A 16,871-nucleotide genomic window follows, 5' to 3' on the forward strand; every position below is an offset into this window, starting at 1 on the left:
GCTTTCCAAAATGGCAACTGAAAATAATTTTAATTTAAATGATTTTAAATGACCTCTGGAAATTGAATCCGGTTCGATTGCTCTGGGAGACAACCAACTCACTTCCTGGAATGAAGAGCAATTACAAGGTCACTTTGTTTCTGAACAATATTTCCCATGTTGTTCGTAAGAAAATCGTCGATAAACGCAAAGATCTACTCAATCTACGTCTCAGCTCTCATAATGGAGAAGTTATATTAGAAGGTGAATACGATCCAACAAGCTATTTCTGGGCAAAATTCTTAAGGATTCGGTTGATTCATTACCAAGCAAAATTGAAAGTAGTCTCATTGGATGGAAATGTTGTAAGATTCAAATTCACTTCCTATTCGCTGGACAATCCAGGTAGAAAAAAATGGGATCTGGTTCGATTCTTTTCTCGCTTCGATCCCATTCATAAAAGGAGAATTTTGAACACCATCGTAAATGGATTTCCAAATGTCCTTAGATTGACTCCCATTCAATGGGAAGTGCTATTTAACCTTAATTACTTTCTAGAACAAGTTCCCAGTCTTGCAGGAAAAATTAACGTTGTATCAGCACAGCCAACAGATGGAACTGTGGTATTTCAATTGCGTTCAGGAACAATTCTCAAACCACTTATGGATTTACTAGGTCCACAATATATAAAAATTGAATATACTGGTGACGGATTTATGGATATCATATCGTGAAAATCATTTATCTCACCGACATCCACGATGGATTGCAAGGTCTCAAGACAATTCTGACTGAGACTGAAGCAGATTTATATTTATTCTCTGGTGATATCATATATAAGGCATTTTTTTCGGATGATCGAATTATAGATTTCTGTGGTCTTCAAGAAGAATTCTATGGATACCTCACAGGCAACTTAGCCGACCTTAAGCCATATGATTTTGCAACTCGAGTGATTCGATTCCCCAATAAATACACTCCTGAGCAAGTCAAGAAAGCCTATCTCTATAGAGACTTATTTCAGTTAGCTGCTAAGACAATGAAAGAAAAATACGGACTCATTGAAGCACTCATTCAGAAATATGGGAAGTCACAAGTCTTCGCCTTACCAGGCAACTACGATATTGATTTGCAATACACAGCACTCTACGAAAGAGATCTACATAGAAAGTCATTTGACTTCAAAGGATTTAAACTCAGCGGATATGGTGGAGCACCAATTGCAACATCGGGAATTCCAGAAAAACTTGCCGTTGTATTTCATGAGTATATCCGCAATGGAAAAAATTATAGCGAACCCGAAGAATTTTTCGAAGAAGAGAAACCAGATATATGCGTAATCCACAATCCTGCATTTGGTTATTTTGATAAGATCCCCGGAGTAGGAAATGTTGGATCTCAAGGTATACGAAGATATCTGGACGATTATGATCCTATTCTTGTTGTCTCAGGCCATGTTCATGAAGACCAAGGAGTTCAACGCAAGAAGAACACTGTGTTCGTCAATCCTTCTAATTTTGGAGCCGTAGACTCAATTGCTGGTTTTCAGCATGGCGGATACTATGCAGAAATTTTTATTGAAAATCGAAGAGTCCAAAATGTAAACCTAATGCGGGTTATAGATAAAAAACCATTCAAATTGATTGAAGTTGTAAATGAAGAACACGGTCTGGAGATCACCAAAACCTATGATGAGAATGATGTAGATCCTGCCGCTTTCGTGAGGAAGTAGTGATTACATTTCTTACCCTATCTGCGGTTCTAGCTACTGTTGCCTTTTTTCTATATATGTTATCAGCCTATGATAATAAAAATATGGATCGTTCGTCTTCACAGAGAGAAGCAGAAGAGAACAAATTCCGAGCAGCCGATCCCAAAAAAATCTATAGCAAAGAATGGGATCCCAATGTTCAGAGACCACGAATCTGTCCAGCTTGCGGAACTTTTCTCAAAAAAGATGAATATCTGTATGCTGCAATATCCGAATATACGAATTCGGAAGGCAAAAGGCAGGCTCATATCTATGGTTGCAAATATTGCTACTTGGGTGAAGCCAATTCAGAAGGAATCCAGAGACAGCCTCGACCGATGGAAGATTTATAGTCATGTCCTTGGATTTCAATTCTCCTTTAACTTATATTAAGGGAATAGGTACAAAAAAAGCTGATGTATTAACTAGCATCGGACTTACGAATATTAAAGATTTACTATATTATTTTCCTAGAAGATACTTAGATCGTAATATAACTGAAAATATCATCCTAAAGCAAGGTGAAGTGGTCACCCTTCTTGGAACAGTAACCGATTCTTATCTTGCCCACGGCAAAAAAACAAGATTGGTTGTCGGATTTCGCACGAAGAACAATGAAAAAATCCAATTGGTTTTCTTTAAGGGTGCGAACTTTTTCCAAAAGCAAATGATTAAGGATCGCAATCTTGCCGTAACAGGAAAATTGGAATTCTTCAGAGGATTTCAAATCGTGCATCCTGATTTTGAAATATTGGATGCAGATCCAGATGAAGCAGACACCAAGCATCTATTGCATACAGGTAGAATTATACCGCTCTATCCATCTTCGGAGTCTCTCAAAAAGGAAGGAATGGATTCTAGAGGATTTCGTCGTGCAATCGGACAAGTTATTGAATCCGATATCAAGATTCCAGAAATTCTAGATTCTACTCTACTCAAGAAGAGAAATCTTATTGATCGCGCATCTGCCTTAAGGAATATTCATTTTCCTGAATCTGATGAGCAGTGGCAGATAGCGTCCGTTAGATTAAAGTACGAAGAGATATTCTATTTCCAATTGCTACTCATCCACAAGATGCAGCTTCGCAAAAGAATCAAGCGACAACTTTGGCCATTACCGACGTCGCAGTCGAGTAAGACACTGTTAAGCAATCTACCGTTCGAACTGACAATAGACCAGAAGAATGCGATAGAAAAAATCAAATCTCTGACTTCATTCGATCTTCCAATGGCTTGTCTTCTCCAAGGGGATGTCGGCTCAGGTAAAACACTCACTGCTCTAAGTCTAGCTCTACATTATACTGATAATAATATTCAAGTTGTTTTCCTTGCTCCAACGGAGATACTTGCAAGACAACATTACCAATCTATTTCCAAATATATGGGCAATTTACCATTTCTTGGCATCGAACTACTATTAGGTGGAGAACCCAAAAAACCCAGAGCGGAAAAATTGTATCGAATCAAAACGGGTGAAAGTTTAATCATTGTTGGAACTCATAGTCTTTTTCAAGATGATGTAACTTTTCATGAGATGGGTTTGGTGATTATTGATGAGCAACATAAATTTGGTGTAGAACAGAGAGAGAATATTCGCTCCAAAGGCAAAAATCCAGATGTGATAGCGATGACAGCAACGCCGATACCAAGAACTCTATCACTCACTCTTTATGGGGATCTAGATCTGATCACGATTCCCAACAAACCTGCAGGACGACAACCCATTGATACGCATTGGTTTTTCGATGACAAGAGAGAAGGTGTTTATAAATCCATTCGTAAGTATGTAAGCCAAGGAAGACAATGTTATATTGTCTATCCTTTGGTTGAAGAATCAGAAAAATTGGATCTCAATTCTTGCATTCAATCCTATGAATTGCTGCGTAAAGAAATTTTTCCTGATCTAGAGATTGGTTTACTTCATGGCAAAATGAAAAATCAAGAAAAGGCCGCAGTAATGGACGATTTCAAGAATGGAAAAATCAATATTCTCGTAACGACAACTGTTGTCGAAGTGGGAGTGGATGTTCCCAATGCGAGCGTTCTTGTTGTCGAACATGCGGACAGATTTGGACTCAGCCAATTGCACCAATTGAGAGGACGAGTTGGTCGAGGAAGTCATAAGAGTTTCTGTATTCTATTGACAGGTAAACATATATCCATGATCGGCAAAGAAAGATTGACTGCGCTTACGGAGACGGAAGATGGTTTTAAATTATCTGAAGTGGATCTCAAACTTCGAGGACCTGGAGAATTATTGGGGCTTCGTCAATCAGGTTTGCCTGAATTCAAAATTGCTGATATTCAATCAGATGAAGGATTGTTTCAAGATGCGAGAGCTGATGCTCTGCGTTTCGGAGAACCTGGCCCACTTGAACGCGAGGAGATTAAATCTCGCTTCCAAGAGGGCAGAATTCTATTTAGAAATTAAATTATTGGATCAATAATTAATTTCCTTTCTCTTGCGTTGCAAGTATATCCACCGATATCAGCGGTAACTAGATTGATGATTAAGGCATCATTTGCACATTCATCGATATCCGTTTTCTCGTAATAGCGATCGTCATTGATTCCAGTCAACTGATCCGTTAGAATTACGATGATATCATCTGCATTGTTGCCATCTATCTCAGCTGCAGCACCAATCAATGCACTAGTAAAAATCTGATCCTTGGCAGCATCTCCTTTGATAACACCATCCCATGGATATGTGATATTAATTGTGTCCAAGAGTATACAATTTGTTGCGATAAACATCACCAACATAAAACCTAGTATTTTTTTCATAATAATTTTGACCTCGTCTATTTTTACAAGTAGTCAATAATCCACGAATATTTTAAAGTCAAAAAAAACATTTAGGATTTATTTAGATGAAAGGCTCTCAAAATTCGCGAACATATTTAGTCATATTTTTAATCTTAATCAATAATTACTGTTCAGTGGAGACAAACCCACTTCAGGAAAAAAATTCCAAAAAAAATATTGCAGTTGCATTACAGAATTTATTCCAAAAGGCAGGCAGTAAGACAAATTTTCTTCAAGGAAAATTTGAAAGCAAAAATACCTTGCGAGAATTCCAAAATCCAGGTGATACACGAATTCATGGACTAATCCCCGAAGTTTATAATAAATGGATTGAAATGCTTACAGCATTTGAGAAAGAAAAAAGCCCTAACTACAAACAGACGATGTTTATTGTTTCGAGTTTTCGAAACTATAAGCACCAGAAAGCGATCTGGGAATCAAAATACACAGGCTCTAAACCCATGCGAGAACCAATCAAAGGCAAGACTCCGAAAGAAATTATTGACTTAATTCTAGAATTTTCCAGTGCACCAGGAACATCCAGACATCATTGGGGCACAGATTTCGATATAAATTCCCTTGATAATGGATACTTTGAAAAGGGAGGAAAAGGTTACGAATTGTATTCGTGGATGACTAAAAATGCATCTAGATTTGGTTTCTGCCAGCCTTACAATTCTCTCTCCTTGAGAAATGGAGTTGGATACCATGAGGAAAAATGGCATTGGTCTTATAGACCCTTAGCAAGTGAACTCAGAAATCTTTGGATTCAAGAATTCAAAAGTGGAAACATCAAAATGTCTGACTACAAAGGTTCCGATGTGCTCGGAGATCGCGCATTAGATTACGTTTCCTCCGTTGCATTGGAATGCCAGTAAGAAATAAATTTCTAATATGAAAAGATTTATCGGGAGCTGGCGTTGATCGCTAGTTTACTATTAGAGCAAAAGAAAATTATTTTTCCAAGCCTACCTACTTCGCAATTCCAGTAGAAATGTCAAGAGGGGCAATACGATTTCGAGTAGATCCACCCATCGTGCTAAATTCTCCGCCTGCATAGATAATGGAATCGTTCACAACAAGGGATTTCACCGAAGCATTTGCATTCGGATTCCAGACAGTTGCAAGTCCGGTAGTGGCATCAAGTGCGGCAATATAATTTCTAGTTGAACCACCAATTGTAGTAAAGGCTCCACCTGCGTAGACTGTTGAGCCACTAAAAGCTAAGGAAAAAACGTTGCCACTTGCATTGGGGTTCCAGGCTGTAGCAAGCCCCGTGGTGGCATCGAGGGCAGCAATACGATTGCGCGCTGATCCTCCTATTGTGGTAAAGATTCCGCTTGCGTAGACTGTGGAGCCGATCACAGCTAAGGATCTAACAGAAGCACTCGCATTCGGGTTCCAGGCAGATGCAAGCCCAGTAGTCGCATCAAGGGCGGCGATGCGACTCCTTGCGGATCCTCCGATTGTTGCAAAATCTCCACCAGCGTAAACTGTTGAGCCGATCACAGCTAAGGAAAAAACGTTGCCACTTGCATCAGGGTTCCAGGCTGTAGCGAGCCCCGTGGTGGCATCGAGAGCCGCAATACGATTGCGTGCTGATCCTCCGATTGTTGTAAATGCTCCCCCCACATAGACCGTAGAACCATTGACAAAAAGGGAATAAACGTTGCTGCTTGAATTGGGGTTCCATGCTGTAGCGAGTCCTGTTGTCGCATCGAGTGCGGCAATACGATTTCTCACAGAACCTCCGATTGTGGTAAAGGAACCTCCTGCATAAATCGTAGATCCGCTCACAGTAAGGAAATCAACTGCGATATTCGCATCAGGGTTCCAAGCAGTTGCAAGCCCGGTGGTTACATCGAGGGCGGCAATACGGTTTCTCGTGGAACCTCCCATCGTTGTAAAGGAACCTCCTGCATAAATTGTCGAGCCGCTCACAGACAAGGACGAAACTCCATCACTTGCATTAGGGTTCCAAGCAGTTGCAAGTCCGGTAGTGGCATCAATAGCGGCGATATGATTTCTCGTTGAACCACCGATTGTTGTAAAGATTCCACCCGCGTAGACTGTTACGCCACTTATAGCTAAGGACAATACATAGTTATTCGAATCAGGGTTCCAGGCAGTCGCAAGCCCCGTTGTTGCATCCAGAGCCGCAATGTAATTTCGAGCAGATCCACCTATTGTGGTAAAACGCCCCCCTGCGTAAACTACTGATCCGCTTAATGCAAGGGATCTTACGTCTGCGCTCGAGTCAGGGTTCCAAGCTGTTGCAATCCCTGTTGTAGCATCCAGAGCCGCAATGCTATTTCGCGCTGCTCCGCCAATTATGGTAAAGTCTCCACCTGCGTAGACTATAGATCCATTCACAGCGAGAGTTCTTAAGGAGGCATCAGCATCGGGATTCCAAGCAGTTGCAAGCCCTGTTGTAACATCGAGGGCAGCGATTCGATTCCGAGCCGATCCTCCAATTGTGGTAAAGTCTCCACCAGCATAGACTGTTGATCCGCTTACCACTAGGGCTCTCACATCTGCACTCGCATTCGGGTTCCAGGCTGTAGCGAGCCCCGTGGAGGCATCGAGAGCCGCAATACGATTGCGTGCTGATCCTCCGATTGTTGTAAATGCTCCCCCAGCGTAGACCGTAGTTCCGCTCACAACAAGGGATAAAACAGTGCTATTTGCATTGGCATTCCATGCAGGATCTAATGTACAATCTGGTCTCAATCGAGCAATATTTGACCTCGGTTGAGACTGAACGACAGTAAAATTCCCGCCAATGTAAAACCCTCCATTTCCATCCGACGCAACTGCTTCGATCGTTCCATTGCTTTGAGTAAAAGGACAACTAGATTTAGGTTTTACTTCTCCGCTTGTCATATCAATATTTGCGCCCGAGCCGATATTGGGACCGACGACCGTGAATTCACCTCCGATATATAGAATGTTGTCAGATTTCACTATTGCATTTACAGTCCCATTTGTGATCCACCAATTGCTTTCCGTCTCAGAATCTTCAGAGCTGGAATCAGGATTAGTGGTAGTTTCAGCATTTGAGTTAGATCCGATTCCACAGAAAAACTGAGTATCACCGAGTAGAACCTTTAGTAAAATAGTTTCCGTAAAGGATTTCGAATTTGGATCACATGGATTGTCGAGATTTTCTGCCTTGCACGAGAACATTTGCAAAAAGGCAGAAACGACGCAAACGGAAATAATAAGGTTAGGCTTCATCGGTTACTTTTGAACCTGCGGCTTGATAGGAAAATGTTTGGAGCAATTCAAAATCCAGCCTCCATAAAAAAAATGAAAACCTAATATTTGCAAGATCTCCCAAAATATATGTAGCTTGTCAAGAAAGTCGACAATATTTTTATAAAAATATGGAATTTTCTACTTCCATAAGAAAGAACATCGTATATTAGAATACAATACTTCGATTATTTATCCTAAAATAAATTCATCAAAAACTCTAGTATTTTGGATGAAGTTCATTGATAAAATATTACGATTAATATTCAACAAATGAAAAGCAAATATTCAAAAATCTAAGAGATTAAGCTTAGCTGAAAGATAAATTGAAACTCATAATTTCAACTTTTTACAAAATATATACTAGCGGATTATGTTTAGCTACATACTTGAAAGGATACGAAAGCTTTATTATTGGATTACAAGATAAATTTTAGAAATAAAATGAAAATAAGTGATGCCTAAATGGGCTTAAAGTTCCAATTGCAAAAAATATATAGAGCATTGACATCACAATTTAATAGATGTTTGGCGATGTTATATAAGAGTTAGGGGAAAATTAAAATATTATTGTTTTCATCAAATTCTTATGATGTAAATTTATCGATTCTTTCTATAAATTCAGCATTTTCAGTGAACCAATCCAGAATTTATAGTTGGTCTGATAAAATTGCTCCCAGTGAACGTATTCCCTTTAAGTAAAATCTCGAATTCTCCACGCATGTGGGGTTGAACCACAGGCGGTAACTGGATCGGTTAAGGCAGTTGTAGATCTCACCGCTTGAAATTTCTAAATTGATTAATCTATCAGGAAAACAAACGCCTTAACACTCACTATTTTATTGATCGCAAACCAGTCTTCTTACATTTGGGACAAATTCAACTTGACTTAGCTTGGCTAGCGCATCTCTCGCATCCTGAGAATCCGCATTTCTCACAATTTACTCTATGATATACGAGGCTAATAGTTGTTTTGCAATTTCCACACTTATTCATTTTCTTGATCTCCGTTTTCCTCTAATTGTTATATTTTACGAAAATTCCAAAACTAGGAATTTATATCTATATCATCTGAATTTTCTTTTCCAAGAATTAACAATTCAGATCGCAATTTAGCATTTTGAAACTGGAGTTTCTCAATTTCATTATTTAGTTTACAAATTCTTTTATCAAAAAAACTGAAATTTAAAATTTCTGATTTAATCTTTGGCATATATAAGAATCCACTGATCGCGATATTAATTGATTTCATGATAAAAACTTCGATATTCTTCCAAATTGAATAAAAAGATTTCCTGGATTTTCGGTGTAATATATAGCTATAAATATCAATTAATTCTGTTTCTTGGATTAGATATTGAAGTCCAATAATATCATCTTTTGAAAGCAAGTTAATCCACATTATACAGTTCAACATACTATAGGAATTGAGTATTATCAAGAAAGGATTAAGAAAATAAATATTCCAACTATAGATTATTAAAGAAATGAACAAACCAATAGTCATTAAGATAAAATAAATTGAACCTATTTCATTTTCCAAAATTATAAACCAAATCTACTAAGAGCATTATGGAATTCTATATCTTCAGGAGTAAGATAGTCTAAAGCAGTATTTCCAAAATCATCTTCCTCTAGAGGATTCAAATTCAGATAATCTAAACAATCCTCAAAAAGCTCCAAATCTCGATTCATAGCTGCAAGATGAATTAGTGTTTGAGATTTTTCATTTTTATAAGTTGTAAGAATGAGCTTACAATTATTCTCTCCAACATAAAATTCTCTTAATTTCGAATTTCCTTGCAGATACAATTTGTACTGGAAAATCTCATTAACCATATTTCTCTGGAGCTCATTAAAAAATAAATCCATTCCCTCTGCTATTTTTTGATCATAGAGTGATATTAACCAGCTAGTGATATCTTGAGATTTCAATGCTGAGAATAGAATTGAGTTTCCGTCCTGATTATAAGAGTTCAAATCCTCCTCGATCAAAGAATCTAATATCATACCATTATCCATATAATCGGATTCTTTTATTCGAATAGCATCAGATAGGTCATTTGTCAATAGTTCCAGCTTCTCTAATTCTCTTATAGTTTTTCTAGAAATTTGAATGCAAACATTGGACTTACTTCTTAATTTTTCACCTCTTCTTTTAATAATAATTAATAGATAATTAATATTTATCATCAGAGCGGTTGCTCTACTAAATCTTCCATTTTGAATCGCATCTAAGATCTCATCTCGTAATTTGCTCTTTTCTTTAAATTCTTTCACTGATTTAATTCCCCTTTTCTCTACATACATATACGTATACGGAGCCTAATAATTCAGCGGTTTTAGAATTTTTTTTCCAATTTTGAGAAATTTTTTCAATTCCTTGATTATATTTAATTATAATAATATATTTTTAATATAATTACTATTAGTTGATAGTTTGTTGACATATTCTTCCACCTATAACCAATGGTCATCCTTAGGAGAGAAATATGAAAATACGAATCCATAGAGGTGCCAATGAAATTGGAGGAAATTGCATCGAGGTAGAATCGAACGGAGAAAGAATTATTCTAGATATTGGGTTACCGCTAGAAGCCGAAAAACTTGGCAATGATTATAAACATTACTTACCGGCAATCGATGGATTGAATGGATCATTACATAATCTATTAGCTATACTCATTTCTCATCCGCATATTGATCATTATGGATTGTTGAAGTATGTAAATCCAGAAATACCTTTGGGGATGGGAAAGAATGCTTGGAATATATTAAATTCTGCAAGATTTTTTAAAATCGATCAATGGGTAGTACCTAAGATAAAATTTGAATTCGAACATCGAAAAGAATTTACAATAGGGAATTTTAAAATTACACCATATCTCGTTGACCATTCGGCATTTGACTCATATTCATTGTTGATTGAATCAGAAGGAAAACGGATCTTTTACACCGGAGATTTCCGCCTACACGGAAAGAAATCTAAGATGATGGAATCTTTGATTCAAGCACCACCAACTAATATAGATCTACTTCTCATGGAAGGAACAAATATTTCGGAGTCAAAAAAGGATCGAAGAGAAACTACAGAAGATGATTTACTAGAATCCTTTTACGATGTAATCAAAACATCGAAAGGGATCACTCTGATCCAGACATCCTCGCAGAACATTGATAGAATTGTTACCATTTATAAAGCTTGCAGAAAAGCAGGCAAAAAGCTCGTCATTGATTTGTATACTGCCATGATTCTAAAAGCTACAGGTTCCACTTCGATCCCACAATCACACTGGGATGGAATAGAACTGTATCTTACTAGACATCAAAGATATAAAGTAATAAGCGCAAATTTATTTTCAGATCTGACACTCCATTCCAAAAATAGAATTTACTTAGAACAGTTAATCAATTTCCCAAATAATAAAGTTCTAATATTTCGTCCAAGTATGCTTAAGGACTTTATAAAGAATGAGAGTCTATTCGTGAATGCTAAATTTATATATTCCTTATGGGAAGGATATTGGGAAAGAGAAAGTAATAGATATTTTAAATCCTTGATTGAAAGAAATAATATTACAAAAATTTCCATACACACGTCTGGACATGTTTATCCAAAGGATTGGTTACGATTTGGTCAAGCCTTCGCAGCCAAATCAATGATTCCGATCCATAGCTTTGCAAGTAGCAGTTATAAAGAATATTTCCCAAATACAATTGCATACAAAGAGGGAGAATGGCATGAAATTTGATATTCGCCTCATTCCAGATTACGAATCATCGAGTCTTATTATCGCTCCACCAATTAATTGCAATTATAAGAGGGTTAAAATACAAAATGTCTATCAATCTATATTTCAAGAAATAAGTACTGAAATACCTATAGTTGAGTATGATCCACAATTTATTTTGGCTCCGGATATTTGGATTCGCGATTTCGCACCTATTCCAGCGTTTCAAAATAATCTCCATAAATTATTTATTTCATTCATTTATAAACCAAACTATATTAGAAATTCTGAGATTGATTATATAAATCTCGGTGATGACTTTTCTAAATCCTATTCGAACTATGCGAATATACCTCTTATCAAAATTCCTATTGTTTTAGATGGAGGAAATTTATGCCACAATGGAAAAACCTGTATTGTTACAGAAAGAATCTTATTTGATAATCCCAAACTTAGTTCTCGCGAGATAAGAAAATTGTTTCTTAGCATCGGAATTGAAAATCTGATCATCATACCCACTGAACCGGGAGATATTACAGGGCATACCGACGGAACCATTCGTTTCGTGAATCAAAATACCTTGGTAATATCTAAATATAATAAAACTCGAAAAGATTTAAACAATTATTTAGATTCGATACGTAAGCAAATCATAATGGAATCAAAAACTGAATTGAATTTTATTTGTTTATATAATGATAATCCTGAAAATAATTTGAAAGAAGGAATCCCATCGTGTATTGGGAATTATATAAATTTTATTCAAACAAAATCTCATATAATTTTTCCTAATTACAAGCAAAGCGAAAAAAAGATTCGAGCCATCAATGAAAATGCTTTGCAGAGATTAGGTAAAAAAGTATTGTCGACCAAACAACCAATCGATTCGATCGCACAGTATGGTGGATCTTTGAACTGTTTGGTGGGAAATTTTTAGGGAAGCAGGGAATATAATAAAGGAAAATATTTATGGGTGAGTTTAAATTAATGATAGAAGATCAAGGCAATTTAGTTGTTAATATAAAAGAAAAGGATATGAATTGGGGTGAATTCATGTACTATTCTAGACATACCAACTCAAATTATGGTGGCTGGAACAATAAATCTCATTGGATGAAGATGGTTGACTTCCTATCCGGAAAAGAAGAAATTCTAAAAATCTATACTGAACAATCATTTTCTAAACCTATGAGGGATGTTCGAAAAGAAAAATTTATGTTAGATCGTGAAGATTCTGAACAGAGGAAAAATGTTTCGAATTCAAATATTTCTGACATAGATGAGAACTCATTAAGTTATAGATTATTTTCTTCACTTGGAAATGAGTCCAAAAAGGAAATACGACCGCTTGGTTATGAAATTCCTTTATCCTCCGAAAGTGATGGTCAGTTAAAGATAGATATCCTCGGATATAATCAATCCGAAAAAGCTTTAGAAATCATCGAGCTAAAAAAAGGTAAAAACCAGACTGACTCTCCCTTCTTCGCTTATATTGAAGCCTTATGTTATGGAATCCAACTTTTCCATTGTCAAGAAAACATAAGAAAGGAAATGGAAAATTTACAGGATGTAAACTTCGATAATATTAATTTAACAATTGCAGCTCCAGAAGTATACTATACATATTGGAAAGAAGATGGAAGTATTGATAAGATAAAAAAAATCAATGAATTAATCAATCGTTCTATTCCGGATAAGAAACCATTTTTTAACCTCAAAATCCAGAAAGTGGTGGAAACCAACAAGAAGCTAGACGATTTAACTATATTAGAATTATCTGATATTTAAATTTTACCGATAGATCCGATCACCCTCAAGACTTCGGGAAATTTTCTTTGTAGACTTTCCACATGGATGAGATCAATGATTCTGCAGAGCTATATTCGGGCTCCCAATTCAGCAAGGATCTGGCTTTCGCGGATGAAGCGAGAAGTTTTGCTGGATCACCTAATCTTCGTTCTACTATATCAGAAAGAATAGGTTTGCCGGTAATTTTTCTTGCAAGCTCTGTCATCTCAGTCACAGAATATCCTGATTCTGATCCGAGATTTACGATCAAGGATTCTTTTTGCTTAAGAATATAATCAAGTGCGAGTACATGGGCACGAGCAAGATCGGATACATGTATATAATCTCGAATGCAAGTTCCGTCGGGAGTATCGTAATCTCCGCCGTAGATAGAAAGTTTCTCGCGAGCGCCGACTGCAACTTCCATAATGATCGGAAGAAGATTTGCTGGCGTTCGTTCCAGTCCTAAGATTCTTCCTTGTGGATCGTAGCCTGCCGCATTGAAATATCGTAGGGCTGCAAATTTTAAACCACGAAGCTTATCATACCATTTAAGATTCTCTTCAATGCATAACTTGGTATAGCCGTAATAGTTCTCTGGATTGAGAGGATGGTTCTCATCAATGGGAAGATATTGAGGAGCTCCATAAACGGCAGCCGAAGAAGAAAATATAAAATTTTTACAACCAGAATCTACCATAGCAGTCAATAGCTGGAAAGTTCCGTTCAGATTGTTCAGAGTGTATTTCTCTGGATCCGTCATCGACTCACCTGCTGCCTTCCAGGCTGCGAAATGAAATACTGCATCCACTTTTTTGGAAAATACTTTCTTTAGGACATTCGGATCTTGGATCTCGCCTTTGATAAATTCATTTTGAGGAAAAAGATTTTTCTCATTGCCTTTTTCCATATCGTCTACTATCAAAACGTCGTAGTTTAGACGATTGAGTTCGAGGACAATATGGGATCCAATGTAACCAGCACCGCCAGTTACTAGAACGCGCATTTTACTCATCCGAAGAATCCTTACCTGAACCGATCTGACGATGATCGGTCACTCCTCTTTTGGATGTTTCAAAAAATCGAATTATATTTTGTACTTCTGGAATTGGTGAATTTTCTGATTTTAATTTAGCTAATGCTTGTTTTGTGTTGAGGCCTGAATGGTAGATTACTTTATAAGTTGCCTTGATTGCATTTCGAACTTCTGGTGCAATCCCTGCCCTTTTCATTCCAACAGCATTCAATCCTATGACCGTTGCTGGATTGCCATCAATCGTTACATATGGAGGAACATCTTTTACAATTTTAGAGCAACCCGCAAGCATAGAATAATCTCCTATTCTTCCGAATTGGTGAACCGCAACCAAGCCAGATATGAATACATAATTTCCTATATCAACAACGCCAGCAAGGATTGTATTTTGTACAACGATGACGTGGTTACCTATCTTACCATCGTGAGCAAGATGCATATTGCCCATTAGATAATTGTTATTACCAATAGTTGTTGGAGTTTCTGGTTTGGTTCCTCGATGGATGATCGCACCTTCACGAATTAAATTATTGTCTCCAATAATGAGCTGAGTCTTAGTTTCCGATTTGAAACTAAGATCCTGCGGAAGTCCACCCATTGATGCACCATGAAAAATTCTATTATTTTTGCCTAAAATAGTACCCGAATGAAGAACAACACTTGAATCAAGAATGGTTCCTTCGCCGACTACAACATCAGCTTCTACAATACAAAAAGGACCAATGGTTGCTGATTCATGAATCTTAGCACTAGGATGAACGATTGCTGTTGGATGAATACTCATAGAAACATAATCAAGAATTTTGAATCGGTAAGGCAATACTTTTTCCTTATTTTTTGTTTGTAATAGATTCAATCAATTGTAAGATGTGATGTCAGAAAAGTTGGAGAGAAAATGGTTATTGATTGGTCACGAATAGAAGCATTAATAGACGGAGATAAACCAGAGGATAGAGCTTGGATCACTGAAATGATCGGAACTCTCCGAGAAAATATGCAAGTCCGAATGATCAATATTCAGAATTCCATTCAAATCCAAGACCATGAAAAGTTACAATTTGAACTCCATCAAATCAAAGGAGTAGCTGCCAATTTCGGTCTGGACAAATTGTTCAACCTAGTGCTTGAATCCGAAAATTCCCTCAAGTCAGGCAACACAGATCAAGGTGTCGATATGGCATCAAAAATTCAGCTTGTCTGGATAGAAACCCAGACAGAATTAGATACAAAATTTCCTATTAACTAGATTCTTATTCGCGATTTCTACGTATAAAAGCTGGAATCTCTAAATCCTCTTCCCAATTATTCTGTCTGCTAGCCGAAGTTGATTTTAAATTCCTAGATTGCGAACTTACAGAATTTGAATTCGAAGAATTGCCTGCGATCGAATTCTGTGAAAATGTGTTCGGTTGATTTCGATTGGAATGTGAATCTGTCGCATCATTTGCGCTATGTGAAAATACCGAAGATACATTTGTCATCATCTTATTCGTCAAGGGTTGTTGCTCGTTCATTCCAACTACTTTCTTGATTGGTGCTTCAATTGGTTTCTTTATATATCCATGATTATGAAAACCCGTAGCGATTACTGTAACTCGAATTGTTTCAGATAATTCTGGGTCTTCATTTAGACCGATAATGATATTTGCTTCTGGATCTACTTGAGACGTTATAATCTGAGACACTTCGTTCCAATCATGAATCGTTAGATCGGATCCGCCAGTAACATTGACAAGCAAGGACTTAGCTCCAGAAATTGAAGTATCTTCAAGTAAGGCATTATTGATTGCATATTCAACTGCGTGAACAATTTTGTTTTCGCCTGTGCCTTCTCCAACACCTAACACTGCATCACCCGTATCTTTCATTATGGATTTGACATCCGCAAAGTCTACATTGATAATACCAGGGTTGTTAATGATATCGGAGATTCCTCTCACTCCATTCAATAGTATATCATCGATTACACGAAATGCTTGATCAATCGGAGTCGATCGATCCACAACTTGGAAAATAGAATCGTTCTTTATCGTAATTAAAGTATCAACATGATTGCGTAATTCATCCATACCTTGATTGGCATTTTCCATTCTTCTTTTACCTTCAAAAGAAAAAGGCAATGTAACAACACCAACAACTAGACATTTCATTTCTTTTGCAATGGAAGCTATAACGGGTGCAGCACCAGTTCCAGTTCCACCACCCATTCCTGCCGTGATAAAAACCATATCTGCACCTTTTAAAATCGCCATCACCCGATCTTTATCTTCTTTGGCGGCTTTTTCTCCAAGTTCAGGATCTCCACCAGCGCCCATGCCTCTGGTAACTTTTGATCCTAATTGCAATCTATTCTCGACCGGAGATTTCAATAACACCTGTTCATCGGTATTCATAACAATAAACTCAACACCCTTGAGATGGGAATTAGCCATTCTCGTAACGGCATTCATTCCGCCACCACCAACTCCAATAACCTTAATGATAGCAGGACTTGTTCTTTCTTCTTCTAAGTATAACATTCTAT

General features: G+C 37.1%; 15 protein-coding genes and 1 pseudogene. 9 read left to right on the forward strand and 7 right to left on the reverse strand.

What is annotated here, in order from left to right; genetic code table 11:
- Positions 1-38 precede the first annotated feature (38 nt).
- Genes O4O04_RS16465 through recG form a run of 4 tightly spaced genes read left to right on the forward strand, consistent with a single transcriptional unit; the run spans position 39 to position 4,160 of the window.
- Positions 39-713: a hypothetical protein gene (locus O4O04_RS16465; RefSeq protein WP_272532873.1), complete on the forward strand. Its 675-nt coding sequence runs from the start codon at positions 39-41 to the stop codon at positions 711-713.
- Entirely contained in the window at positions 710-1,711 is a 1,002-nt protein-coding gene (locus O4O04_RS16470; protein WP_336297483.1) for a metallophosphoesterase family protein, read from the forward strand. Before O4O04_RS16465 ends, O4O04_RS16470 begins: the two co-directional genes overlap by 4 nt.
- The gene (locus O4O04_RS16475; RefSeq protein ID WP_272532874.1) at positions 1,711-2,082 is read left to right on the forward strand and encodes a hypothetical protein; all 372 of its coding nucleotides are present in this window, start codon (positions 1,711-1,713) and stop codon (positions 2,080-2,082) included. The genes O4O04_RS16470 and O4O04_RS16475 overlap by 1 nt, the downstream gene beginning before the upstream one ends.
- Positions 2,083-2,084: 2 nt before the next feature.
- Positions 2,085-4,160, forward strand: coding sequence for an ATP-dependent DNA helicase RecG (recG, locus tag O4O04_RS16480; protein WP_272532875.1), 2,076 nt, complete (start codon positions 2,085-2,087; stop codon positions 4,158-4,160).
- On the opposite strand, the gene O4O04_RS16485 is transcribed toward recG, so the two are convergent.
- Positions 4,157-4,516 carry a TIGR04452 family lipoprotein gene (locus tag O4O04_RS16485; protein WP_272532876.1) on the reverse strand — a complete coding sequence of 120 codons (360 nt, stop codon included), beginning with the start codon at positions 4,514-4,516 and terminating at the stop codon, positions 4,157-4,159. The genes recG and O4O04_RS16485 overlap by 4 nt on opposite strands.
- 197 nt (positions 4,517-4,713) lie before the next feature.
- On the opposite strand from O4O04_RS16485, the gene O4O04_RS16490 reads away from it, so the two are divergent.
- On the forward strand, positions 4,714-5,415 hold the full coding sequence (locus O4O04_RS16490; protein WP_442915971.1) for a M15 family metallopeptidase: 702 nt from the start codon (positions 4,714-4,716) through the stop codon (positions 5,413-5,415).
- Positions 5,416-5,509: 94 nt separating this feature from the next.
- Here O4O04_RS16490 and O4O04_RS16495 read toward each other — a convergent pair whose 3' ends face one another.
- The 3 genes from O4O04_RS16495 to O4O04_RS16505 all read right to left on the reverse strand — a co-directional run bounded on the left by O4O04_RS16495 (position 5,510) and on the right by O4O04_RS16505 (position 10,072).
- On the reverse strand, positions 5,510-7,774 hold the full coding sequence (locus O4O04_RS16495; RefSeq protein ID WP_272532878.1) for a beta strand repeat-containing protein: 2,265 nt from the start codon (positions 7,772-7,774) through the stop codon (positions 5,510-5,512).
- Positions 7,775-8,840: 1,066 nt separating this feature from the next.
- On the reverse strand, positions 8,841-9,194 hold the full coding sequence (locus O4O04_RS16500; RefSeq protein WP_272532879.1) for a hypothetical protein: 354 nt from the start codon (positions 9,192-9,194) through the stop codon (positions 8,841-8,843).
- A 143-nt stretch (positions 9,195-9,337) separates the two neighbouring features.
- Positions 9,338-10,072: a hypothetical protein gene (locus O4O04_RS16505; protein WP_272532880.1), complete on the reverse strand. Its 735-nt coding sequence runs from the start codon at positions 10,070-10,072 to the stop codon at positions 9,338-9,340.
- A 212-nt stretch (positions 10,073-10,284) separates the two neighbouring features.
- On the opposite strand from O4O04_RS16505, the gene O4O04_RS16510 reads away from it, so the two are divergent.
- From O4O04_RS16510 to O4O04_RS16520, 3 genes are read left to right on the forward strand one after another with little or no spacing between them, the layout of a single operon-like run.
- Entirely contained in the window at positions 10,285-11,544 is a 1,260-nt protein-coding gene (locus O4O04_RS16510) for an MBL fold metallo-hydrolase (protein WP_272532881.1), read from the forward strand.
- Positions 11,534-12,460, forward strand: coding sequence for an agmatine deiminase family protein (locus O4O04_RS16515; protein ID WP_272532882.1), 927 nt, complete (start codon positions 11,534-11,536; stop codon positions 12,458-12,460). The genes O4O04_RS16510 and O4O04_RS16515 overlap by 11 nt, the downstream gene beginning before the upstream one ends.
- Before the next feature lie 32 nt (positions 12,461-12,492).
- Entirely contained in the window at positions 12,493-13,311 is an 819-nt protein-coding gene (locus O4O04_RS16520; protein WP_272532883.1) for a hypothetical protein, read from the forward strand.
- 25 nt (positions 13,312-13,336) lie between these two features.
- On the opposite strand, the gene galE is transcribed toward O4O04_RS16520, so the two are convergent.
- A complete protein-coding gene (gene galE / locus O4O04_RS16525) occupies positions 13,337-14,317 on the reverse strand; it encodes a UDP-glucose 4-epimerase GalE (protein ID WP_272536126.1) in 981 nt (326 codons plus the stop codon).
- A gap of 1 nt (position 14,318) precedes the next feature.
- Complete coding sequence (lpxA, locus tag O4O04_RS16530) at positions 14,319-15,131, reverse strand: acyl-ACP--UDP-N-acetylglucosamine O-acyltransferase (RefSeq protein ID WP_272536127.1); 813 nt, start codon at positions 15,129-15,131, stop codon at positions 14,319-14,321.
- Between the two features lie 111 nt (positions 15,132-15,242).
- On the opposite strand from lpxA, the gene O4O04_RS16535 reads away from it, so the two are divergent.
- Positions 15,243-15,593: an Hpt domain-containing protein gene (locus O4O04_RS16535; RefSeq protein WP_272532884.1), complete on the forward strand. Its 351-nt coding sequence runs from the start codon at positions 15,243-15,245 to the stop codon at positions 15,591-15,593.
- 312 nt (positions 15,594-15,905) lie between these two features.
- Here O4O04_RS16535 and ftsZ read toward each other — a convergent pair.
- Positions 15,906-16,866: pseudogene (gene ftsZ / locus O4O04_RS16540) on the reverse strand (cell division protein FtsZ); the annotation flags it as partial.
- Between the last annotated feature and the right edge of the window lie 5 nt (positions 16,867-16,871).

The organism is Leptospira sp. GIMC2001, assembly GCF_028462125.1.
In the GTDB taxonomy this organism is placed as follows: domain Bacteria; phylum Spirochaetota; class Leptospiria; order Leptospirales; family Leptospiraceae.